General features: G+C 62.3%; 18 protein-coding genes. 15 read left to right on the plus strand and 3 right to left on the minus strand.

Features of this window, described 5'->3' with window-relative positions; translation table 11 throughout:
* The first annotated feature begins 67 nt into the window (after window positions 1–67).
* Both ilvD and RVM26_RS03255 read left to right on the plus strand, forming a co-directional pair.
* Window positions 68–1,912, plus strand: coding sequence for a dihydroxy-acid dehydratase (ilvD, locus tag RVM26_RS03250; protein ID WP_287807751.1), 1,845 nt, complete (start codon window positions 68–70; stop codon window positions 1,910–1,912).
* A 74-nt stretch (window positions 1,913–1,986) separates the two neighbouring features.
* Window positions 1,987–3,042, plus strand: coding sequence for an oxidoreductase (locus tag RVM26_RS03255; protein WP_498940756.1), 1,056 nt, complete (start codon window positions 1,987–1,989; stop codon window positions 3,040–3,042).
* 896 nt (window positions 3,043–3,938) lie between these two features.
* On the opposite strand, the gene nudE is transcribed toward RVM26_RS03255, so the two are convergent.
* Window positions 3,939–4,553, minus strand: coding sequence for an ADP compounds hydrolase NudE (nudE, locus tag RVM26_RS03260; protein WP_498940758.1), 615 nt, complete (start codon window positions 4,551–4,553; stop codon window positions 3,939–3,941).
* A gap of 70 nt (window positions 4,554–4,623) precedes the next feature.
* Here nudE and yrfG point away from each other — a divergent pair, with 70 nt between their 5' ends.
* From yrfG to rsd, 10 genes are all read left to right on the plus strand, one after another.
* Window positions 4,624–5,271, plus strand: a complete 648-nt coding sequence (gene yrfG, locus RVM26_RS03265) for an HAD family hydrolase (protein WP_498940760.1) — start codon at window positions 4,624–4,626, stop codon at window positions 5,269–5,271.
* Between the two features lie 79 nt (window positions 5,272–5,350).
* Complete coding sequence (hslR, locus tag RVM26_RS03270; RefSeq protein WP_016913307.1) at window positions 5,351–5,740, plus strand: ribosome-associated heat shock protein Hsp15; 390 nt, start codon at window positions 5,351–5,353, stop codon at window positions 5,738–5,740.
* Between the two features lie 54 nt (window positions 5,741–5,794).
* Window positions 5,795–6,670, plus strand: a complete 876-nt coding sequence (gene hslO / locus RVM26_RS03275; protein WP_287807742.1) for an Hsp33 family molecular chaperone HslO — start codon at window positions 5,795–5,797, stop codon at window positions 6,668–6,670.
* Between the two features lie 313 nt (window positions 6,671–6,983).
* Entirely contained in the window at window positions 6,984–8,540 is a 1,557-nt protein-coding gene (locus RVM26_RS03280) for a phosphoenolpyruvate carboxykinase (protein ID WP_193461988.1), read from the plus strand.
* 263 nt (window positions 8,541–8,803) lie between these two features.
* A complete protein-coding gene (gene gdhA, locus RVM26_RS03285) occupies window positions 8,804–10,156 on the plus strand; it encodes a glutamate dehydrogenase (protein WP_498940763.1) in 1,353 nt (450 codons plus the stop codon).
* Window positions 10,157–10,290: 134 nt separating this feature from the next.
* On the plus strand, window positions 10,291–10,704 hold the full coding sequence (gene rnk / locus RVM26_RS03290; protein WP_498940765.1) for a GreA/GreB family elongation factor: 414 nt from the start codon (window positions 10,291–10,293) through the stop codon (window positions 10,702–10,704).
* Window positions 10,705–10,793: 89 nt separating this feature from the next.
* Entirely contained in the window at window positions 10,794–13,148 is a 2,355-nt protein-coding gene (locus RVM26_RS03295) for a Tex family protein (protein WP_498941702.1), read from the plus strand.
* A 138-nt stretch (window positions 13,149–13,286) separates the two neighbouring features.
* The gene (gene gshA, locus RVM26_RS03300; RefSeq protein WP_498940767.1) at window positions 13,287–14,927 is read left to right on the plus strand and encodes a glutamate--cysteine ligase; all 1,641 of its coding nucleotides are present in this window, start codon (window positions 13,287–13,289) and stop codon (window positions 14,925–14,927) included.
* On the plus strand, window positions 14,924–15,445 hold the full coding sequence (locus RVM26_RS03305; protein WP_498940768.1) for a disulfide bond formation protein B: 522 nt from the start codon (window positions 14,924–14,926) through the stop codon (window positions 15,443–15,445). The genes gshA and RVM26_RS03305 overlap by 4 nt, the downstream gene beginning before the upstream one ends.
* 115 nt (window positions 15,446–15,560) lie before the next feature.
* Window positions 15,561–16,049 (plus strand): sigma D regulator, encoded by a 489-nt coding sequence (rsd, locus tag RVM26_RS03310; RefSeq protein ID WP_498940770.1) that lies wholly within the window; start codon window positions 15,561–15,563, stop codon window positions 16,047–16,049.
* A 273-nt stretch (window positions 16,050–16,322) separates the two neighbouring features.
* On the opposite strand, the gene RVM26_RS03315 is transcribed toward rsd, so the two are convergent.
* Both RVM26_RS03315 and RVM26_RS03320 read right to left on the minus strand, forming a co-directional pair.
* A complete protein-coding gene (locus RVM26_RS03315; protein WP_498940772.1) occupies window positions 16,323–19,406 on the minus strand; it encodes an efflux RND transporter permease subunit in 3,084 nt (1,027 codons plus the stop codon).
* On the minus strand, window positions 19,390–20,481 hold the full coding sequence (locus RVM26_RS03320) for an efflux RND transporter periplasmic adaptor subunit (RefSeq protein ID WP_287807723.1): 1,092 nt from the start codon (window positions 20,479–20,481) through the stop codon (window positions 19,390–19,392). Before RVM26_RS03320 ends, RVM26_RS03315 begins: the two co-directional genes overlap by 17 nt.
* A gap of 201 nt (window positions 20,482–20,682) precedes the next feature.
* Here RVM26_RS03320 and RVM26_RS03325 point away from each other — a divergent pair, with 201 nt between their 5' ends.
* The 3 genes from RVM26_RS03325 to RVM26_RS03335 all read left to right on the plus strand — a co-directional run bounded on the left by RVM26_RS03325 (window position 20,683) and on the right by RVM26_RS03335 (window position 22,479).
* Window positions 20,683–21,657: a malate dehydrogenase gene (locus tag RVM26_RS03325; protein WP_498940775.1), complete on the plus strand. Its 975-nt coding sequence runs from the start codon at window positions 20,683–20,685 to the stop codon at window positions 21,655–21,657.
* Between the two features lie 230 nt (window positions 21,658–21,887).
* Entirely contained in the window at window positions 21,888–22,121 is a 234-nt protein-coding gene (locus tag RVM26_RS03330; protein ID WP_498940777.1) for a hypothetical protein, read from the plus strand.
* Window positions 22,111–22,479: a PIN domain-containing protein gene (locus RVM26_RS03335; protein WP_498940779.1), complete on the plus strand. Its 369-nt coding sequence runs from the start codon at window positions 22,111–22,113 to the stop codon at window positions 22,477–22,479. Before RVM26_RS03330 ends, RVM26_RS03335 begins: the two co-directional genes overlap by 11 nt.
* The last annotated feature ends 81 nt before the right edge of the window (window positions 22,480–22,560 follow it).

Below are 22,560 nucleotides of genomic sequence, written 5' to 3' on the forward strand. Positions count from 1 at the left end.
AGACCGCTGGATTCACCCGCCCGCCACCTCGTATGTGGCGGGCCATGATAAAGACGTAGAGGACACCATGCCCCAGTATCGCTCCCGTACCACTACCGCTGGCCGCAACATGGCAGGCGCTCGTGCCCTTTGGCGTGCCACCGGCATGAAGGATGACGACTTTCACAAACCGATCATCGCGGTAGCCAACTCGTTCACCCAGTTCGTGCCCGGCCATGTGCACCTGAAAGACATGGGGCAACTGGTTGCCCGCGAAATCGAAAAAGCGGGTGGTGTTGCCAAAGAGTTCAATACCATCGCCGTGGATGACGGTATCGCCATGGGCCACGACGGCATGCTCTACTCGCTGCCCAGCCGCGATATCATTGCCGACAGCGTCGAGTACATGTGCAACGCTCACTGTGCCGATGCGCTGGTGTGCATTTCCAACTGCGACAAGATCACCCCCGGAATGCTGATGGCCGCCATGCGGCTCAACATTCCCGTCATTTTCGTCTCCGGCGGCCCCATGGAAGCCGGCAAGACCAAGCTTCTGGATCACGGCCTGGATCTGGTCGATGCCATGGTCATGGCCGCAGACGACAGCGTCGATGACGAAACCCTGGCAGAAGTCGAGCGCAGCGCCTGCCCCACCTGTGGCAGCTGCTCGGGCATGTTTACCGCCAACTCCATGAACTGTCTGATGGAGGCGCTGGGCCTGGCACTTCCCGGTAACGGCACCGTGCTGGCGACCCATGCCGATCGCCGTCGCCTGTTCGAAACGGCGGGCCATCGTATCGTCGAGCTGGCCAAGCGTTATTACGAAGGCGAAGAGGCACACCTGCTGCCCCGCGCCATTGGCAACAAGGCCGCCTTCAAGAATGCCATGACCCTGGACATCGCCATGGGCGGTTCCACCAATACCATCCTGCACCTGCTGGCGGCGGCTCAAGAGGCAGAAGTCGACTTCACCATGGCGGATATCGACCGCCTTTCCCGTGAAGTACCGCAACTGTGCAAAGTGGCGCCCAATACTCAGAAATACCATATCGAAGACGTGCACCGCGCGGGTGGCATCATGGCCATTCTGGGCGAGCTGGATCGGGCGGGAGTGTTGGATACCTCGGTGCCCACCGTGTACGGCGACAGCCTGAAAGCCGCGCTGGACGAGTGGGATATCATGCGTTCGCCCAGTTCGGAAGTGGTCGAATTCTTCAAGGCTGGCCCGGGAGGCATCCCGACCCAAACCGCGTTCTCCCAGAGCGCCCGTTGGCCAAGCCTGGATGGCGACCGTGCCACCGGCTGTATCCGCGACCTGAAGCACGCCTTCTCCCGTGAGGGCGGACTCGCCGTGCTCTACGGCAACATCGCCCTGGATGGCTGTGTGGTCAAGACCGCTGGTGTAGACGACTCCATTCTGGTATTCGAGGGCAAGGCTCACGTGGTGGAGTCCCAGGATCAGGCAGTGGCCAACGTGCTGGATGGCAAAGTCAAAGAGGGCGATGTGGTGGTCATCCGCTACGAAGGCCCCAAAGGTGGCCCCGGTATGCAAGAGATGCTGTACCCCACCTCCTACCTGAAATCCAAAGGGCTGGGCAAAGCGTGCGCACTGCTGACCGACGGCCGTTTCTCCGGGGGCACCTCGGGCTTGTCGATTGGTCACGTATCACCTGAGGCTGCCGCCGGAGGCGCCATCGGGCTGGTCGAGCAGGGCGATACCATTCTGATCGACATCCCCAACCGCACCATCAACGTGCAGCTGAGCGATGCCGAGCTGGCCAAGCGCCGCGAGGCCATGGAGTCGCGTGGCAAGGACGCCTGGAAGCCCGTCGAACAGCGCCCGCGCAAAGTCACGCCTGCTCTCAAGGCCTATGCCCTGCTGGCCACCTCCGCCGACAAGGGCGCGGTACGCGACCTCTCCAAACTGGATTGATCGGCGTATCTCACAGCCCGCGAAAGCGGGCTGTTTTTTTGTGGTATATCACCCAACACGTATCGAGGAGCGTCATGAAGGCGACGATCAATGTGGGCCTGGTCGGCTATGGTTTTGCGAGTAAAACGTTTCATGCGCCGCTGATTCAGGCGGTACCGGGGTTGGAGCTGGTGGCGGTGTCTTCCAGCGATGCCAGCAAGGTGACTGCCGACTTGCCCCAGGTGGCGGTCGAGCGCGAGGCTCTGGCGCTGTGTCAACGCAAGGATCTGGATCTGATCGTTATCCCAACGCCCAATGATACTCACTTTCCTCTGGCCAAGGCCGCGCTGGCGGCAGGCAAGCATGTGGTGGTCGACAAACCCTTCTCCGTCACGCTGTCGGAGGCCAGGCAGCTCAAGGCCCTGGCGGCGGATAAAGAGTGCCTGCTCTCGGTATTTCACAATCGCCGTTGGGACAGCGACTTCTTGACCGTCAAGGCACTGCTGGCCGAAGGCACGCTGGGGCGAGTGACGGGCTTCGAATCCCGCTTCGATCGTTTTCGTCCGGAGGTGCGCGACCGCTGGCGCGAAAAAGCCGCGCCCGGGGGCGGCATCTGGTACGACCTGGGGCCTCACCTGCTGGACCAGGCCTGCGAGCTGTTTGGCATGCCCCACGCCATCCTGCTGGAGATCGGCGCGCGCCGAGACGCCGCCCATGCCGACGATGACTTCCTGGCCCTGCTGGAGTACGACGACTGCCGTGTCAGCCTGAGTGCAGGCACCCTGGTGGCCGAACCCACTCCCCGCTACCGCCTGCATGGCACGCTGGGCAGCTATGTGAAGATGGGGCTCGACCCACAGGAAGCGCGCTTGAAAGCAGGCGAGACCCCCACCCCGCACTGGGGGCAGGACATTCCCGGCACGCTCACCCTACGCAAAGGGCAAGGCGAAGATGCCCCGCTGGTCAGTCACGAACACCCCACGCTACCCGGCGACTACCTCGCCTATTACCAGGGCGTTGCCGACGCCATCCGCCAACAAGCCCCCCTCCCGGTCTCCGTCGAGGACGCCCTGCGCAGCATGACCTTGCTCGAAGCCGGCCTCGACAGCCACCGCCAACGCCGCTGGATAGCGTTGAAGCACCACTCATAAAGCCGACCGTGTATTGAATGCCTGCCTGAATGTGGAGCGGCAGGGTGGTTTCGTGGCCTCATCGGGGCGGCTGGCCGCCGCCCTTCGCGGGTGCCTCATTTGCTCGTGCCTCGCAAGATTCGTTACGCCGCGCTACGGGGTGTTGCTGGCACTTGGAGAGGCGGGACACCCGTAGCGCGGCGTAAGCGGAGCGCACCCGCGAAGCAGCGCGAGGAGCGCTGCCGGTGGGGGCTCGGGGGCGGGCGGTGGCGCGGTTGGTTGTGGTGGCCTCATCGGGGCGGCTGGCGCCGCCTTCGCGCCGGGCCGCCGCTGCGGGTGCCTCTTTCGCTCGTTGCTCTCGCTCAAGCGTTACGCCGCGCTACGGGGGCCGGAATTTGGAGGGTCGGGGTACCCGTAGCGCGGCGTAAGCGGAGCGCACCCGCGAAGCAGCGCGAGGAGCGCTGCTGATGGGGGCTCGGGGGTGGGCGGTGGCACGGTGGGGGATGGTGGCGTGATCGGGGCGGCTGGCCGCCGCCCTTCGCGGGTGCCTCTTTCGCTCGTTGCTCTCGCTCAATCGTTACGCCGCGCTACGGGGTGTTGCTGGCACTTGGAGAGGCGGGACACCCGTAGCGCGGCGTAAGCGGAGCGCACCCGCGAAGCAGCGCGAGGAGCGCTGCTGATGGGGGCTCGGGGGTGGGCGGTGGCACGGTGGGGGATGGTGGCGTGATCGGGGCGGCTGGCCGCCGCCCTTCGCGGGTGCCTCTTTCGCTCGTTGCTCTCGCTCAATCGTTACGCCGCGCTACGGGGGTTGCCGGAATTTGGAGGGTCGGGGTACCCGTAGCGCGGCGTAAGCGGAGCGCACCTGCGAAGCAGCGCGAGGAGCGCTGCCGATGATGGCGCAGGGGGGTAATACGGCACTAGAGCAAATCAATGCTGTTGCTGCGCTGCTCTTCGCGTAATCGGTCGCGTGCGATGTAGAGGGCGGCGATGGCGCGTGCTTCGTGGAAGTCTTCTCGAAGCAGCAGTGCGGGGAGCTCTTCGATGGCGTGGGTTTCCACGATCAGCGGCTCGGGCTCGTCGCCGGGCAGGCGTTTGGGGTAGAGGTCGGTGGCGATCAGTACCTGCATGCGGTGTCGCATGTAGTTGGGGGCCAGCGAGAGTTCTACCAGCGGCTCGATACGGTGGGCGCCAAAGCCGCACTCTTCCATCAGTTCACGGTTGGCGGCGGCCACGACATCCTCGCCGGGGTCCACCAGGCCTTTGGGCAGGGTCAGCACGTAGTCCTCGAAACCGGCCGCGTACTCGCGAATCAGCAAGACGTGTTCCGGGTCCGGCATGGCGATGATCATCACGGCGCCACGGTCGGCGCCGGTGAGGCGCTCGAACTGGCGCTCCTCGCCGTTCGAAAAGCGCAGGTCCAGCGCCTCGATCTGAAACAAGCGGCTTTGGGCCACGGGGTGACGAGCCAGAATCGTGGGCTTGCGCGGGTAGCGCTCAGTGACGTCGCTGGTGGGGGAATCGTCGCGGTCCATCATGCCTCCGTGGCTGCAAAAAACGGGTTACGCTACAATAGCACGCTTACTCTCAAAGACTGGAGTGGCCATGATTGATTGGTGCGAGATCGACACGGTGCTGTTGGACATGGACGGCACGCTGCTGGACCTTCACTTCGATAGCCACTTCTGGCTGGAGCACCTGCCACGCCGCTACGTCGAGCTGCATCAACTGGATCAGGCCAGCCAGGAGGAGCTCAAGAGCCGCATCATCGGTGAGCAGGGCACTCTGAACTGGTACAGCCTGGCCTATTGGAGCCGCGAGCTGAACGTCGATATCGTGGCCCTCAAGCGTGAAGTGCAGCATCTGATTGGCCTGCGTAGCGACGCGCTGGACTTGCTCACCTGGCTCAAGCAAGCCCACCCCCGAGTAGTGCTGGCCACCAATGCCGACCGAGCCAGTCTGGCACTGAAATTGCCGCTCACCGGGTTGGAAAACTACCTGGATGCCATCATCTCCTCGGAAGACGTTGGCGCTGCCAAGGAGGAGCAGGCCTTCTGGTTTGCGCTGCAGGAGCGAGAGCCCTTCGACCCCGCACGCACCCTGTTCATCGATGACAACGCCCGGGTACTGGAAAGCGCCAGGGAGTTCGGAATCAAGTACCTGTTGGGCATCAAGCAGCCCGATAGCCAGCGGCCCGAAAAAGAGCTGCAGGAGTTCGTGGCCCTGGACCGATTTGCCCAACTGCTGCCATGAGTGCGGCCTGGGCATCGGCCACTGACTGATCCGCCAGGGGCGACCTTCGCGGGGCAGCCAATAGATTAGGAGAGTGCCAATGAGCGACAGCGTTCGCCTGGACAAGTGGCTATGGGCTGCACGGTTTTTCAAGACCCGCGCCCTGGCCAAGAAAGCGATAGAAGGCGGCAAGGTTCACTACAACGGTGAGCGTGCCAAGACCAGCAAGAACGTCGAGCTGGGGGCGCTGATTCGCGTGCCCCAGGGCTGGGATATTTACGAGGTGGAAGTCACAGCGCTTTCAGACCAGCGCAGGGGCGCACCCGAAGCGCGCACCCTGTACGCCGAAACCGAGGCCAGCGCCCAGCGTCGTGCCAAGGAAGCCGAGGCGCGTCGGCTCACCAACGAAGCGATGCAGCACCCCCTCAAGCGCCCCGACAAGAAGCAGCGCCGCGATATACACCGATTTCAACGCCAGCAGGGCGAGTAGCGTCGCTGACGCCTGCCTTGTCGACGTTCCCCTTTCTCTCTTCATGGTTGCACTATGTCTGATCAGATCCAGCGTTTCCTGTTTGACCAAACCAACGTGCGTGGCGAAATCGTCACGCTGAGTACCGCCTATCAGGAAGTGCTCGATCGTCATGCCTACCCACCGGCGGTCAATGCCCTGCTGGGCGAGCTGCTGGCAGCGGTGGCCCTGCTGACCGATACGGTCAAGCTGGACGGTACGCTCAGCATCGAAGTGCGCGGCCAGGGCGCGCTGGCGCTGCTGATGGCAGAGTCCAATCCGGGCGGTGAGCTGCGCGCCATTGCACGTATCGCCGAAGAGGCCGCGCTGCCCAGCGAGCAGGCCAGCTTCCGTGAGCTGGTCGGTGACGGCCAGATCATGATCACCCTGGACCCCAACGAGGGGCACCGCTACCAGGGCATCGTGGCACTGGATCACGATACGCTGAGTGGCTGCCTGGAAGCCTATTTCGGCCAGTCCGAACAGCTACCTACCCGGCTGTGGCTGGCCGCCGATGGTCAGCGAGCGGGTGGGCTGCTGCTGCAGCGCTTGCCGGATGCCTCGCAAAACCAGGACGTGGATGCCTGGGAGCGCAGCGTGCACCTTGCCGAAACGATCAAGAACGAAGAGCTGCTGGGGCTGGAGCAGCGTGAGGTACTGTATCGGCTCTATCACGAAGAGACCGTCAGGGTCTTCGAACCCAAGGCGCTGCGCTTTGGCTGCACCTGTTCACGGGAGCGTATGAGCCATGCGCTGTACACCCTGGGCAAGGAAGAGTTGATGGATATTCTCCAGGAGCAGGGCGCCATCGACACCCAATGCCACTTTTGCCACACGAAATATCACTACACCGCCGCAGATATTGAAATTTTGTTGGAAGACCCGGGCGCACCACCGCCAGTCATTCACTGATTGTGTAGTCGGCTCCTGATGGGGTGGGCTTTCAGGCGGCCTGGCGCCACCCCAGAGGAGACAATGCGCTCGGCGCGCCCAGCAAACGGTTGTTTGAAAATATACTGCGCTGCAACACAAAATGTAGTGTCATTGTAGTAGTTTAACTACAAGATATTTGCGAGAAGCCCCCGTTTCCCGGGGGCTTTCTTTTTGCCATAATGCGCCGGACTTCAGCGCGCCCAGCCCGTTTGCGAGTGGTTGGGATGACTTTTAAAGGCGTCGTACGACGCCCGGTAAACGAGATAAACGGCCGCAAGGCCCAGGAATCGACATGACCACGACTCAAGCCGCTCCTCAAGCCCACGTCAATCTCAGCAGCGCCGAACTGATCGAGCGCGCCGTGGCCCGTGGTGAAGGTCGCCTCTCGGCGAACGGAGCCCTGGTAGTCAACACCGGCGCACGCACCGGGCGTTCACCGAAAGACCGTTTTATCGTCGATGAGCCCTCCACCCGTGACAGCATCGATTGGGGCAGCGTCAACCGCCCGTTCGACGCCGAGAAGTTCTCGGCGCTGTGGGCGCGTGTCGAAGACTACCTGGAAAGCCGTGAGCGCTTCGTGGCCGAGCTGCACGTGGGCAGCGACAACACCCACTACCTGCCGGTACGTGTCACCACGGAAACGGCCTGGCAAAACCTCTTTGGCCGCACCATGTTCGTGCGCCCGCTGGCCTACAACCAGGCCGCCAAGGAAGAGTGGACCATCCTCAACGCTGCAGGCTTCGAGTGCGACCCGAACCGTGATGGCACCAACTCCGACGGCTGCGTGATCATCAACTTTGCCGAGCGCAAGGTGCTGATCGCCGGCATGCGTTACGCCGGTGAAATGAAGAAAGCCATGTTCTCGGTGCAGAACTACCTGCTGCCCGCCGCCGACGTACTGCCGATGCACTGTTCTGCCAACGTGGGTGAAGATGGCGAAACCTGCCTGTTCTTCGGCCTCTCCGGCACCGGCAAGACCACGCTCTCCGCGGATCAGGCGCGCTTCTTGATTGGTGACGACGAGCACGCCTGGGGCGACGGCATCGTCTTCAACATGGAAGGCGGCTGCTACGCCAAGTGCATCGACCTTTCCGAGAAGAACGAACCGGTCATCTGGAACGCCATCAAGTTTGGCACCGTGCTGGAAAACGTCGTGCTGGATGACCGCCGCGAGCCGGACTACGCCGACGACAGCCTGACCCAGAACTCCCGTGCCGCCTACCCGCTGGAGCACGTCGAGAAGCGCGTGGCCGAAAACCTGGCGGGTGAGCCCAACGCCATCGTCTTCCTGACCTGCGATATGTCGGGCGTTCTGCCGCCGGTGTCCATCCTGTCCAAGGAAGCCGCAGCCTACCACTTCCTGTCGGGCTACACCGCCAAGGTCGGCTCCACGGAAATGGGCTCTTCCGAAGGCCTGGCGGCAACGTTCTCTACCTGCTTCGGCGCACCGTTCTTCCCGCGTCCGGCCCGTGAATACGCCGACCTGCTGATCAAGCGTGTCGAAAAGAAAGACGCCCAGGTGTACCTGGTGAATACGGGCTGGACCGGTGGTGCCTACGGTGAAGGCGGCTCGCGCTTCTCGATCCCCACCACGCGCGCCATCATCAGCGCGATTCAGTCAGGCATCCTGCGTGATGTCGAGACCAAGCACATCGACGGCCTGAACCTGCAAGTGCCGCTGGCCGTGCCGGGCGTGGACTCCAGCCTGCTGGACCCCCGCGACACCTGGGCCGACCGCGACGCCTACGACCGTCACCTGCAAGACCTGGCCACCAAGTTCGTTGACAACTTCAAGAAGTTCGAAGGCGTCAACGAAGCGATCATCAAAGCTGGCCCGCAACTGACCTGATACTCGCTGTTTCATCGCTTCAAGGGAGGGTGCCTGGCACCCTCCCTTTTTTATTTTCCGCGGCGCTTCGTTAAATCATCGTTTGTCAAATTTGGTTAATGCACCAATAGTGGGCAAAAAAATTGCGACTTTAGTCGAGTTGCGGCCGGTTTTTTGCCCATACCGAACCGGCATAGGGTATGCAGAAAAACGCCGTCACAGTTAAATACCGTCATGCGCTGGCCAGCATAACGACAGTCTCATTACGGTAACGGTACGACGCCATGCCCTACGTTCATGACACCCTTGCGCGGCTAGCCAAGAGTAGCCCTGCTCAAACCGAGTTCTATCAAGCCACCGAGGAAGTGCTCGAGTGCTTGCGCCCCCTGTTCGAGCGTTCGCCGCATTATCACCAGCACAGTATCATCGAGCGTATGATCGAGCCTGAACGGCAGATCATGTTCCGCGTCAGCTGGCTGGATGACAAGGGTCGGGTACAGGTCAACAAAGGGTATCGAGTGCAGTTCAACTCGGCCCTGGGGCCTTATAAAGGGGGGCTGCGGTTTCATCCCAGCGTGACCGCAGGCACCATCAAGTTTCTGGGGTTCGAGCAAATTTTCAAGAACGCGCTGACCGGCCTGGCGATTGGCGGCGGCAAGGGCGGCGCGGACTTCGACCCCAAGGGCAAGTCGGACAACGAGATCATGCGCTTCTGCCAGTCGTTCATGACCGAGCTGTACCGCCACGTGGGGCCCCATAGCGATGTGCCCGCCGGCGATATCGGCGTGGGTGCCCGCGAGATTGGCTATCTGTTTGGCCAGTACAAGCGGCTGACAGGGCGTTACGAAGGGGTGCTGACCGGTAAAGGGCTGAATTGGGGCGGCTCGCTCGGGCGCAAGGAGGCCACCGGCTACGGCGCGGTCTACTTTGCCCAGAACATGCTGAACGCCCAGGGGGAGAGTCTGGCAGGCAAGACTTGCCTGGTGTCCGGCGCGGGCAACGTTGCCATCTATACCATCGAAAAGCTGCTGGAACTCGGTGCGCTACCGGTGACCTGCAGTGATTCCAAGGGCATGATTCATGATCCTAAAGGCATCGACCTGGAGCTGCTCAAGCGTCTGAAGGAAGTGGAGCGGGTTTCCCTGGAGGCTTACCTTCACGAGCATCCTGAGGCACACTATGTGGCGGCACGGGATTACCCCGCCGATGGCCATGCCGTATGGCGGCTACCGGCGCAGGTAGCGTTTCCTTGTGCCACCCAGAACGAACTGACCGAACAGGATGCCCAGGCGCTGATCGCCAACGGGGTGAGCTGTATCAGTGAAGGGGCCAACATGCCCTCTACCAAGGCGGCAGTGGAGCGCTTTATTGCCGCCAGGCTCGCCTACGGCCCCGGCAAGGCCGCCAACGCCGGTGGCGTGGCCACGAGCCAGCTGGAAATGGCCCAGAACAGCAGCATGGAGCAGTGGTCGCTAGAGAAGGTCGATGACAAGCTCAAGCGCATCATGGCCGATATCTATCAGCAGTGTGCTGACACGGCAGAAGAGTTCGGCGAACCCGGTAACCTGGTGCTCGGTGCCAACATCGCAGGCTTCCGCAAGGTGGCCGATGCCATGATCGAGCAGGGCGTTACCTGATCATGTCAGTGGCCTGGTTCAGTGAGTTACCGGGCCACTTTAAATAAGTTATCCTGCGTATGGCAGATATCCACAGTCCTTTCCCTTTGGGGAAGGGCTGTTTTTTATGGTCGGTATCATCAAGGAGAGAGACCATGGGGCAGCGTCCTCCAATCATCATCAACCGTCTCGATGCAGAGCGTCTGCAGCGACTGATCGATCAAGCACCGGAAAAGGATCAGATGGTGGCGGAATTGCTCGAAGAAGAGCTGCTGCGCGGTGAGGTGCTCGACCCGCAGGACATGCCCGATAACGTCGTGAGCATGAATAGCCAGATCCGCTTCACCGACCTGACCCGTGGGCGGCAAATGATCCGCACGCTGGTCTATCCCCATGCGCTGGCCAGCGTGGAAGACGGTATTTCCGTCATGGCGCCGATCGGGGCTGCGCTGATTGGCTTGAAGGTGGGCGATGTCATCGAATGGCCGCTACCCAATGCCACCGAAGTGAAGCTGCGGGTGGATGCCATCTTCTGGCAACCCGAGCGGGAGAAGCAATTCCACCGCTAAGGCGGTCTCGGGCGCGCAAGCCATGCCAGCACAGGTGCTTTGTGGTACCGTGTCGGCACCTCGAATGCTGCATGAGCTGGTTGCACGTTATGGATGTCAAACAACGGATTATTGCGCGCCTGGCGTCAGAGCTGGGCGTACGACCTGAACAAGTCCTGGCCACGGTGGAATTGCTGGATGGCGGCGCCACCGTGCCCTTCATCGCCCGCTACCGCAAGGAAGTGACCGGCGCGCTGGACGATACTCAACTGCGCCAGTTGGATGAGCGCCTGCGTTACCTGCGCGAACTGGAAGAGCGGCGCGAAGCCGTGCTGGCGGCCATCGATGAACAAGGCAAGCTGGACCCCGCGCTCAAGGCCACCATCGAGGCCGCTGACACCAAGCAGCGCCTGGAAGACCTCTACCTCCCGTTCAAGAAAAAGCGCCGCACCAAAGCCCAGATTGCCCGGGAAGCCGGTCTCGAACCTCTGGCGGATGCGCTGCTGGCCGACCCCACCCTCGACCCGGAAAACGAAGCAGCACGCTACCTGCGCCCGGCAGAAGGGGAAGTACCGGCCATCGAAGATGCCAAGGCCGCCCTCGACGGTGCCAAGCAGATTCTGATGGAGCGCTTTGCCGAAGACCCCGAGCTGATCGGCCAGCTGCGTGAGCGGCTCTGGCAGGAAGGCGAGCTGAGCGCCCGGGTGCTGGAAGGCAAGCAGCAGGAAGGCGCCAAGTTTTCGGATTACTTCGAGCACGACGAAAAGCTCGCCAAGGTGCCCTCGCACCGTGCACTGGCCATGTTCCGTGGCCGCAACGAAGGGATTCTGGGGCTGGCCATTCGTTTGCCCGGTGAAGAAGATGCCCCGGTGCATCCTGCCCAGGTGGCCATTGCCCGTCAGGTCGGTATTCGCGATGAAGGGCGCCCGGCCGACAAGTGGCTGGGCGAAGTGGTGCGCTGGACCTGGCGTGTCAAACTCTACACCGCACTGGAAACCGAGCTGCTGGGCCGCCTGCGCGAACAGGCCGAGCAGACCGCCATCGATGTCTTTGCTGCCAACCTGAAAGATCTGCTGCTGGCGGCCCCGGCGGGGCAGAAAGTCACCCTGGCGCTGGACCCCGGCCTGCGTACCGGCTGCAAGGTAGCGGTCATCGATGCCACCGGTCAGTTCATCGACCAGGCCACCATTTACCCCCACGCTCCCCAGAACCGCTGGAACGAATCGCTGGAGGTGCTGGCGCGGCTGGTCAAGCAGCATCGCGTGCAGCTGATTGCCGTAGGCAACGGAACCGCCAGCCGTGAAACCGACAAGCTGGCCGGGGAACTGGTGAAGGCGCTGGCGCCCGCGCTGCCGCTGAGCAAGGTCATGGTGTCGGAGGCCGGGGCATCGGTGTACTCGGCGTCGGAATACGCGGCCCGTGAGCTGCCCGACCTCGACGTCACCATCCGGGGGGCGGTCTCGATTGCCCGCCGCCTGCAGGACCCGCTGGCCGAGCTGGTGAAGATCGAGCCCAAATCCATCGGGGTAGGCCAGTACCAGCACGACGTCTCCCAGGTGCAGCTCTCGCGCAGCCTGGAAGCCGTCATCGAAGATTGTGTGAACGCGGTGGGCGTGGACCTCAACACGGCCTCCAGCGCACTGCTCTCCCGAGTGGCTGGCTTGAGCGCCGCGATGGCCGAAAACATCGTCGCGCAGCGCAACCTGCAGGGTGCCTTCAAAAGCCGCAAGGAACTGCTCGGCGTCAGCCGTCTGGGGCCCAAGACGTTCGAACAGTGCGCCGGTTTCCTGCGCATCAGCAATGGCGACAACCCGCTGGATGCCAGCGCCGTCCACCCAGAGGCCTATACCCTGGTCGAGCGCATCGCCAAGCAGAGCGGGCGTGACCTCAAGGGCCTGATAGGCGACAGTGCCACCCTCAAGGCGCTGAAGCCCGCCGATTTCGCCGATGAGCGCTTCGGGGTGCCCACCGTCAGTGACATTCTCAAGGAGCTGGACAAGCCAGGCCGAGACCCGCGCCCGGAGTTCAAGGCGGCGGAGTTCCGCGAAGGCGTGGAAACGCTCAAGGACCTCACTCTGGGCATGGTGTTGGAAGGCACGGTGACCAACGTGACGCACTTCGGCGCGTTCGTGGATATCGGGGTTCATCAGGATGGCCTGGTGCATATCTCGGCCTTGTCGGAGCGTTTTATCGACGACCCGCGCAGCGTGGTCAAGGCGGGCGACATCGTTACCGTCAAAGTGATGAGCGTCGATATTCCCCGCAAGCGAGTCGGGCTTTCCATGCGTCTCAGCGATGAACCAGAGCAGCCTGAGCAAAACGGCAGCCGCGCCGCTCAGGAGCCGCGCAAGCCTGCGCGAAGCAGCCGTCAGGCGGGTCAGCGCCAGGGGCAGCAACAGGGCAATGCACCAGCGGCCATGGGCGCCCTGGGTGCCGCGTTGTTGAAGGCCAAGCGGGGCAAATAGTCGCGTGTCTTGAAAACACAGGGTTGCCGCCATATCCTGCCCACTATTCCCTATCAGGTAGGATACAGCTCATGGTCACGCCCGCCGGTTTCCACAAGGCCTGCGTCATGCAGGCCTTATCAACAAGGAGTGTTCACCTTGTCTGAACCACTCACGGTGCCTACGTCGCTGACCGCTCAGGTCGAGCGTCTGCTCCCCAGCGCCCGTCTGGGGCGTTTGGGGCGGCTGCGTCGCGGGCTAGAAAAAGAGGGGCTGAGGGTCGATGCGCAGGGCCATATCGCACAGACCCCACACCCCCAGGCGCTGGGCTCCAAGCTGACCCACCCGCACATCACCACCGACTACTCCGAAGCGCTGCTGGAGTACATCACCCCGGTGTATTCGGAACCCAAGGAGGCGCTGGCCTTCTTGTCGGATCTGCATACCTTTACCTATCACCACCTTGATAACGAGTGGATCTGGCCTGGCAGCATGCCTTCCCGGCTCTCCGGTAACGACAGCGTGCCGATTGCCGACTACGGCAGCTCCAACGTGGGCACCATGAAGCACGTTTACCGCAAAGGGCTCGACGTGCGCTACGGGCGGATCATGCAAGCCATTGCCGGAGTGCACTACAACGTCTCGCTGCCTGAAGACATGTGGTACGCCCTGCGCGAGATGGAAAAAGCCACCCACGTACCGTTCAACGACTACCGTTCGACGCGCTACTTTGGCTTGATTCGTCACTTCCGCCGCCATAGCTGGCTGCTGCTCTATCTATTCGGTGCGTCCCCCGCCGTGGACAAGAGCTTCCTGCCCAGCGGGCAGGTGCCGGACAAGCTGCAGCCGCTCGGTGACGATACTTATATCGCCCCCTACGCTACCACGCTGCGCATGTCCGACCTGGGGTATCAGAACAAGGTCCAGTCGCAGCTGAAAATCTGCTTCAACTCGCTCTCCAACTACGTCAACACCCTGCGCCATGCGATTTCCACACCGTGGCCCGATTATGAAGCGCTGGGCGTTCGGCAAGGCGATGAGTGGCAGCAGCTCAATGCCAATATCCTGCAGATCGAGAACGAGTACTACAGCGATATTCGCCCCAAACGCGTGGCTCGGCACAACGAAACCCCGAGCCAGGCACTCGAAGCTCGTGGCGTCGAGTACATCGAAGTGCGCTGTCTGGACCTCAACCCCTTCGATCCGTTGGGCGTCACGGAAGTGCAGATGCGCTTCGTCGACACCTTCCTGATGTGGTGTCTGCTCAGCGACAGCCCCTGGATTTCCGATGAAGAGTGTGACCGCCTGGATGACAACCGTCGGCTGGTGGTGGAGCGTGGGCGTGACCCTGAGCTGCGTCTCGTGCGTCAGGGGGAATCGGTGACGCTACCTGAGTGGGGCGAGCAGATCTTCGCGGAAATGGCCGAGGTCGCTCGGCTGCTGGACGCCGTGGAAGACGACGCCCCCCATGCGGCCGCCCTGGCGGCGCTACAGCCCCGTTTGCGCCAGCCCGAGCTGACGCCCTCTGCGCAACTGCTGGCGAAGCTGCAATCCGGCAACGGCTCGCTCAGCGAGACTCTGCTGGGCATGGCCCAGGAGCAGGCAGAGGCCCTGAAGAGTACCCCCATGCTGCGCTCACGGGAAGCGCTGCTGGCACAGCTCATCGACACCTCGCACCAGCAGCAGCGTGATATCGAAGTCGCGGATCAAGAAAGCTTCAGTACCTTCCTGGAAAACTACTTCGCCAAGGCGCGGGAATCGCGAGTGCTATCGGCCATTACACCTGAGGATGGGCAATGACCTCATCAGCTATTCGTCCGGTCGCGCTACTCGGCGTTGCCTTCTGTATCCTGATGATGGCCGTGGCGCTAGGACTGGAGCACATTGGCGGGCTGGAGCCTTGCCCGCTGTGCATCTTCCAGCGCGTCGCGGTCATCGCCGCCGGGCTGGTGTTGGCCGTGGCTGCCATCCACAACCCCCGCGGCCGTTTCGGCAAGGGGCTATATGGCGTGCTCAGCCTGGCGGCGGTGGGGGCCGGGGCGTTCATTGCAGGCCGCCATGTCTGGCTACAGGGCCTGCCCGCCGATGAAGTGCCCAGCTGTGGCCCCGGCCTGGAATACATGATGGATATTCTGCCCATGCAGGACGTCGTGGCCATGGTGCTCACCGGCTCCGGCGAGTGCGCGGAAATCGACTTCATGCTGCTGGGGCTGTCGCTGCCTGGCTGGACGCTGGTCGGGTTCCTCATTCTCGCCCTGGTACCGTTACGTATGTTATGGCTGGCCGTGACGGGGCAGGGTACGTTAGCCAAGCGTTGATTATTCAAGGCACACTCGGCAGTATCAAGGAAATCGTGCCCGCCTGCATTGACAGGGCTAGAAGGAACAGCGAGTCTAGCCCTGATGAAGGCGGCTATCAGCAAGGAGAAGCCCCATGCTCGAAGATTGCAAAAACGCCCTGGAGCGCTGGGGGGGCGTACACAGCCTGATCGACCGCTGGCTGGATCAACGGCGCGCACTACTGGTCAGCTTCATTGAGCTCAAGGAAGCCTGCGATGCGGAACTCGAGGCCGTCAGCAAGGCGCGCATCGACACCTTCAGCGAGCTGCTGATGGATTACATCAGCGCGGGCCACTTCGAGATCTACCCCCAGTTGGCCGAAGAAGCCAAGGCCTTCGAAGATGAAGGAGCCTTGCAAATCGCGGCCCTGTTGCTGGAAAGGCTCGAAATGTCTACCGCCATGGTGCTGGAGTTCGACGAAGACTTCGCCACCCCGTTACGCTGCCAGCAAAACCTGGCCCGGCTGCCCGCCTGGATCGACCGGCTCGCCAAAGGGCTCACCGAACGCTTCGCCCTGGAGGATCAGCTCATCGCACGCCTCCACGCAGCCCACAGCCCCCAACAGATCAAATCTCCCGCTTAATGCCGCGCCCCTGTAGCGCGGCGTAACGAAAGAGCGAGAGTAACGAGCGAAAGAGGCACCTGCGGAGCCGGCCCGGCGCGAAGGCGGTGCCAGCCGCCCCGGTAACGCCACCGAACCCACCGCGCCCTCGAATCACAAACGCCATCGCCACCCCCGGCGCCCCCATCGGCAACGCTCTGCGCGTTGCTTCGCGGGTGCGCTCCGCTTACGCCGCGCTACGGGTGCGGCGCCAACGATGCAAATGGGGTTGCCCGTAGCGGGGTGGGGCGTGTTTCATCCGAGATCTTTCTCCCGCCGTAAGCGGCCGCCGATCACCAGCATGCAGGGGGTGAGCAGGAGGGTGAGGAAGGTGGCGAACGTCAATCCACCGGCGATGGCGCTGGACATTTGCGTCCACCACTGGGCGGAGGGGGCGTTGAACCCGAGCGCGGGGGTGAAGAGGTTGACGTTGACTCCCAGCACCATGGGCATCAGCCCCAGCACGGTGGTGATGGCGGTCAGCAGGACGGGGCGCAGGCGCAGGCAGCCTGCTTCCAGGGCTGCCTGAGGAGGTGGCATGCCGTCGCGGCGCAGCTCGTTGTAGGTATCGATCAAGACGATATTGTTGTTGACCACGATGCCCGCCAGCGCGATCACCCCCATGCCTACCATGACGATGCCAAAGGCCTGGCCGGTGATCAGCAGGCCCATGAGTACGCCCGCCGTGGAGAACACGATGGCGGACAACACCAGCGCGGCCTGGTAATAGCTGTTGAACTGGGTCACCAGAATCAGCGCCATCAATCCTACGGCAATCAGGAAGGCACTGATCAGAAACTGCATCGACTCCTGCTGATCCTCCTGCTCGCCAGCCACATTGACCATCAGGCCATCCGGCAGTTGGTCTTGGCCAGCGGCCAGCAGGGCTCTCAGGCGCTCATCGGCCAGGTAGCCGGGCGCCAGATCCGCTTCCAGCGTAATCGCGCGGCGGCCATCGATGCGGTTCAATGTTCCCACCTTGGGCGCCGGGGCGATTTCCACGAAATGAGAAATCGGCACCTGCCCACGGGAGGTGTTGATGGTGAGCCGCTCCAACTGGTCCAGCGTGCGCCAGTGTTCCGGGAAGCGTACGCGAATATCGACCTCGTCACTCACCGTGGGCGGGCGGTAGCTGGCCACCTGCAGGCCGGTGGTGAGCAGTTGAACCGCGCTGCCAATGGTGGTGATGTCGGTGCCCATGCGGGCGGCGGCCTCACGATCCACGGTGATCTGCCACTCCACCCCTGGCAGGCTGCGGTTGTCCTGAATATCCACGAAGCCGCCCAGCTCGCGCATCAACCGAGTGAGCTGATCGACCCCCGCATCGGCAACGTCCGGGTCCGTGGCGCTGACTTCCAGCACGATGGGTTTGCCGCCGCCGGGGCCCATTTCCTGCTCGCGGAATTCCAGGGTGATCCCTGGAATATCCGCCGTGCGCTCGGCCATGTCCGCCAGAATGGTGCGTGCCGGACGGCGCTGATACCAATCAATGAACTGGAACTGCAGCATGCCGACCACGTCGCTGCCCATCTGCTGGTCGGGCACTGCAAAAGAGCGTGCGTAGAGAGCCTCCACTTCACCCAGGCCGCCCAGGCGCTGCTCCACGCGGCGCAAAATGGCGTCGGTTTCCTGAGCGGAAAAATCGCCCCGGGCGCGCACCAGCACCTGGGCGCTATCGGGTTCGACGTTGGGGAAGAAATCCACGCCGTGGTTGAACCGCGCATAGCCGATATACAGCAGCGCGATCAGCAGCAGGGCGAAGGCCAGCACCCAGCCGGGGTAGCGCAGCAATCGGCTCAGCAAATGGCGGTAGCCTCGGCCCATCGCCGTGCTTTCATCCAGAGGGCCAGTGCCTGCACCGCTGGCCTTGGCGGTACGGGTAAACAGCCGCCCAAGTGTGGGCAGGAAGATGAGCGCCATGACCAGCGAGGCCAGCAGGCACAGAATTACCGTGGCGGGCAGGTACTTCATGAACTGGCCGACGACGCCGGGCCAGAACAGTAGCGGTAGAAACACCGCCAATGTGGTTGCCGTGGAGGCAATCACCGGCCAGCTCATCCGCGACGCGGCGTTCAGCCACGCCTGATGAGCCGTCTGCCCCTCGTGCAGATGGCGGTCGGCGAGCTCGCTGACCACGATGGCACCGTCCACCAGCATGCCCGCCACCAGTATCAGCGCAAACAGCACCACGATGTTGAGAGTGAAGCCAAAGGCCCAGACCAGCAGAATGCCGGTCAGGAAAGCTCCTGGAATGGTCAGTCCGACCAGTAGTGCCATACGCCAGCCCATTACGGCGACCACCACGACCAGTACCAGCACCACCGCGGTCAGCACGTTGTTGAGCAGCTCGGAGAGCATGTTCTGCACGGTGACCGACTCGTCCAGGATGGTCGTCACCCGTAGCTGCTCGGGTAACAGCGTTTGCGCCTCCGCAAAGCGGTCCCGCACGGCGTCGATGGTGGCGATGATGTTGGCCCCGGCGCGTTTGGAGATTTCCAGCACCACGGCAGGCTGGCCGTCGATACGGGCAAAGCCTTCGGGCTCTTTGTATGTGGGATGAATCCAGGCCACGTCACCGAACGTGACCACTTGCTCGCCCTCTACTTTCACGGGCATGTTCATCACGTCTTCCAGGGCGGCGATGATGCCGGGCACCTTCAGCGCCAGCCTGCCTGCGCCAGTATCCAGGCTGCCGGCGGCCACCAGCCGATTGTTACGCGAGACCTGGTTGAACAAGGCATCGAAATCGACCCCGTAACTCTCCAGCACCAGCGGGTCCACAACGATTTCCAGCAGGTCTTCACGGTCACCGGCAATGTCCACCTCCAGCACGTCGGCAATGCCTTCGATTTCCTCCTTCAGGCGGCGGGCGATGGCAATGCGTTCGCGGGTGTCCAGCTCCCCTGAAAGGCCGATGCTCAAGACCGGGAACTCCGAGACGTTGACCTCCATGACCCTCGGCTCGTCGGCTTCGGTGGGCAGGCTGCTACGCGCAATGTCTACCCGTTCCCGCACGTCGGAAAGCGCCGTGTCCGGATCGAAGCCCGGGTCGAACTCCAGCGTGACGGCGCCATGCCCCTCGCTGGACTGCGCCGTGAACTTGCGCAGCCCGGCAATGCCCCGCAGCTCCTGTTCCATCGGGCGAATCAGCAGCCGTTCGCCATCTTCCGGGCTGACCCCCTCCAGCGAGAGCGAGACATAAATGATCGGGATGGTGACGTCCGGGTTGGCTTCCTTGGGGATCACCTGCCAGGCCGTGAGCCCAGCCAGCAGCAGCCCTACCAGTAGCAGCAGGGTAGTGCGCGTATGGGTCAGCGCGGCATTAATGAGTGATCGCATGACCACCTTCCTGGGCAGGCACGGGGGTGACTTCCTCGCCAGGGCTGACCAGGCCAGCCCCCAATGTAATCAGCGTGACCGGGTCGGGCAGGCCGCTGACATAGGCGCGCTGGGTGTCGGCACTGACCAGCTCCACGGCAGACTGCACCACGCGGTTTTCGGCATCCAGGTGCCGAATGGCCAGCTGGCCCCGCTCATCCAGGCTGAACAGCGCAGGCGAAAGCGTATGCACGGCGCGAGGGGGCAGGGTGATGGTCAGCTCGGCGCTACCGCCTGCCAGCCGCTGGCGCTCGGGGTTGTCGAGGATGACTTCCACATAGAACGTCCGCGTCGCTTCATCGGCACGGCGGCTGATATAGCTCACTTCGCCGGTCAGCTCACCGCCATTCAACAAGCGGGCCGTCACCGGCAGCCCTTCGCTCAAAGCGCCTACCTGCTGCTGGGACACCCAGGCTTCCCCTTTCAGGCGACGGTCATCGACCAGGCGCGCCCACTCTTCTCCGGGCTGCAGCAGGTCGCCGATTTCCACCTGTACCCGCCCCAGCACGCCATCGAACGGCGCGCTGGGGCGGGTATCGCGTAGCTGCTTCTCCAGTTGAGCCACCTGGGCCGCGCTGGCGCTGAGTGCGCTTTGCAAGCGCAGCAGCTCAGGCTGGGAGATCAGCTCGCGACGGCGCAGGTTCTGGGCCCCCGCGTACTCGGCCTGCGCCAGGGCCAGCTCATCGCGTGCCTGCTGCAGGCGCTCAGGCAGGGCATCGCTCTCCAGTACCAGCAGCGTCTCGCCCGGTTGAACGCGCTCGCCTTGGGTGATGGGGGCTTCCGCCACCAGGCCCGCCACGTTGGCGCGCAATACCGCCTCGCGAGCGGCCGCCAGCTGGCCTTGAACGACCACCTGAGGAATGTAGAGCGTGCTGGGCTGGGTCGAGACCTCCACCCGAGCCAAGGTCTCGCCGTTGCTCTCGCGGTTTTCTACAGGGGTGGACTGAAAACGCTGAAAGTCGCCCAGGGCAAGCCATACCACCAGGGCCAGCACCAGCAGGCTAGCCAGTGCATAAGAGGGGGGGATTCTTCGCATGAGGAGTCACTGTTCCAAATAAAGAGGGGCTCGCAACCCGTCACACCATAGCGCAAGTGCTGCCGCTCAGCGAGTACCAAGCCGCCGCGCGAATGGGTAGTAGTCTCAAGTCTGATTGAGTTTTTGGGCGTGTGGGCATAACATCGGAGCGCGAATCTTTACCAGGCGAACCTTCACTAGGCGAACCATCAAGGAGCAATGATGAAAGATCCAGTACGTATTGCGATTACCGGCGGTGCCGGCCAGATCAGCTACTCCCTTATTTTCCGCATTGCCGCTGGCGACATGCTGGGGCCGGATCAGCCCGTCATTCTCCAGCTTCTCGAAATTCCCCAAGCCATGGGCGCGCTGAACGGCGTGGTCATGGAAGTGAACGACTGTGCGTTCCCGCTGGTGCAAGATATCGTCGCCACCGACGATCCCAACGTGGCGTTCAAGGATGCCGACTTCGCTCTGCTGGTAGGTGCTCGTCCGCGTGGCCCCGGCATGGAGCGTAAAGACCTGCTGGAAGCCAACGCCGCCATCTTCTCCGTACAAGGTAAAGCGCTGAACGACCACGCCAGCCGCGACGTGAAAGTGCTGGCCGTCGGCAACCCGGCCAACACCAACGCGCTGATCGCCTCCTGCAACGCGCCGGACCTGGACGCTGGCCAGTTCACCGCCATGACCCGTCTGGACCACAACCGCGCCCTGACGCAGCTGGCACAGAAGACCGGCAAGCACGTCACCGACGTCGAAAACATGATCATCTGGGGCAACCACAGTGCCACCCAGTACCCGGACCTGGCCCAGTGCAAGGTAGACGGCAAAGCCGCTTTCGATCTGGTCGAGCGCGACTGGTACGAGAACGACTTCATCCCGACCGTACAGCAGCGCGGTGCCGCCATCATCAAGGCGCGCGGCGCCTCGTCTGCCGCCTCTGCTGCGTCTTCCGCCATCGACCACATGCGTGATTGGGCGCTGGGCTGCGACGGTATCGTCAGCATGGCCATCCCCTCCGACGGCAGCTACGGCATCGCCGAAGGCATCATCTACTCCTACCCGGTGCGCTGCCAGGGTGGCAAGTACGAAATCGTACAAGGTTTCGAACTCGATGCGTTCAGCAAAGAGAAGATGCAGGCCACGGAAAAAGAACTGCGCGAAGAGCGCGCTGCCGTCGAGCACCTGCTCGGCTAAACGTGCCTGTTAAGCGCTTTTTATAAGCGCTTAGTCACGCAAAACCCCGCAAGATTTCTTGCGGGGTTTTTTGTCGGTATTGGCTGCGCAGGTACGACCCTCCAATAGGGTGAGCGCCACGAGTCAATGTGCGCCTCGAATTTTTGATAAAAAGAGTGTCAAATAGAGCAGCGGTAGATAAAGACGTAAGAACGCTGGGTCACTCATCGGCACCGTTAGAGGAGAAGGGTATGCAGGCGATTGAATTCGAGGCAGACATTCAAGACGGTATGGTTAAAATCCCGGACGAATATGGAGACTTAAAAAACAGGCATGCCCGGATCGTGGTGCTGTACGAAAACAGCACAGCAGCGCCGAGCGAGCCCGAGGCGTCATCCGGTCTTGATTTCTCGTCTGTAAAAGCGCCCACGCTGACAGCGCAGGAAGGGCTCGAGTATCAACGGAGCATGCGGGATGAGTGGTGATTATCTGCTCGACACGAATGTTTTTATTAACGCGATCAAGCGACAGCTATGCCTCCCGCCTGCTCATTACGCTTATTCCGTGATCACTGAGCTTGAACTGTTGGGATTCCCAGGTCTACCCCTTCAAGAAGAACAGGCTATTTCAGCTTTATTAGCCAAGCTGACACGCGTCGAGCTCAACCACTCGGTAAAAATAGAGACGATCAACACACGTCGTCATACTCAGATGAAATTACCTGACAGCATCATTTCTGCATCTGCCACGGTGACGCAAACAACATTGGTCACAGACGATGCCAAATTGGCAGCTAAGCACCCAGGCAACGCTATATCATTGAATATGCTCTTGAGTTCTTAAGAGTAGATGTTGTCACCGAGATTGAATGATTCAGGGTGGCCGAATCCAGGCGGCTCGCCGCCGCCCCCGCGGGTGCCTCAT

Source organism: Halomonas sp. KM072 (assembly GCF_050710315.1).
Classification (GTDB): Bacteria; Pseudomonadota; Gammaproteobacteria; order Pseudomonadales; family Halomonadaceae; genus Vreelandella; species Vreelandella hamiltonii.

Coding starts and splice junctions, on each gene's coding strand:
- hslO (WP_287807742.1), top strand. CDS start 5,795: ATGTCTGATCAGATCCAGCGTTTCCTGTTTGACCAAACCAACGTGCGT.
- rsd (WP_498940770.1), top strand. CDS start 15,561: ATGCTCGAAGATTGCAAAAACGCCCTGGAGCGCTGGGGGGGCGTACAC.
- RVM26_RS03335 (WP_498940779.1), top strand. CDS start 22,111: ATGAGTGGTGATTATCTGCTCGACACGAATGTTTTTATTAACGCGATC.
- RVM26_RS03325 (WP_498940775.1), top strand. CDS start 20,683: ATGAAAGATCCAGTACGTATTGCGATTACCGGCGGTGCCGGCCAGATC.
- RVM26_RS03295 (WP_498941702.1), top strand. CDS start 10,794: ATGGATGTCAAACAACGGATTATTGCGCGCCTGGCGTCAGAGCTGGGC.
- gdhA (WP_498940763.1), top strand. CDS start 8,804: ATGCCCTACGTTCATGACACCCTTGCGCGGCTAGCCAAGAGTAGCCCT.
- nudE (WP_498940758.1), bottom strand. CDS start 4,553: ATGGACCGCGACGATTCCCCCACCAGCGACGTCACTGAGCGCTACCCG.
- rnk (WP_498940765.1), top strand. CDS start 10,291: ATGGGGCAGCGTCCTCCAATCATCATCAACCGTCTCGATGCAGAGCGT.
- RVM26_RS03280 (WP_193461988.1), top strand. CDS start 6,984: ATGACCACGACTCAAGCCGCTCCTCAAGCCCACGTCAATCTCAGCAGC.
- RVM26_RS03255 (WP_498940756.1), top strand. CDS start 1,987: ATGAAGGCGACGATCAATGTGGGCCTGGTCGGCTATGGTTTTGCGAGT.
- RVM26_RS03305 (WP_498940768.1), top strand. CDS start 14,924: ATGACCTCATCAGCTATTCGTCCGGTCGCGCTACTCGGCGTTGCCTTC.
- ilvD (WP_287807751.1), top strand. CDS start 68: ATGCCCCAGTATCGCTCCCGTACCACTACCGCTGGCCGCAACATGGCA.
- hslR (WP_016913307.1), top strand. CDS start 5,351: ATGAGCGACAGCGTTCGCCTGGACAAGTGGCTATGGGCTGCACGGTTT.
- RVM26_RS03320 (WP_287807723.1), bottom strand. CDS start 20,481: ATGCGAAGAATCCCCCCCTCTTATGCACTGGCTAGCCTGCTGGTGCTG.
- yrfG (WP_498940760.1), top strand. CDS start 4,624: ATGATTGATTGGTGCGAGATCGACACGGTGCTGTTGGACATGGACGGC.
- RVM26_RS03330 (WP_498940777.1), top strand. CDS start 21,888: ATGCAGGCGATTGAATTCGAGGCAGACATTCAAGACGGTATGGTTAAA.
- RVM26_RS03315 (WP_498940772.1), bottom strand. CDS start 19,406: ATGCGATCACTCATTAATGCCGCGCTGACCCATACGCGCACTACCCTG.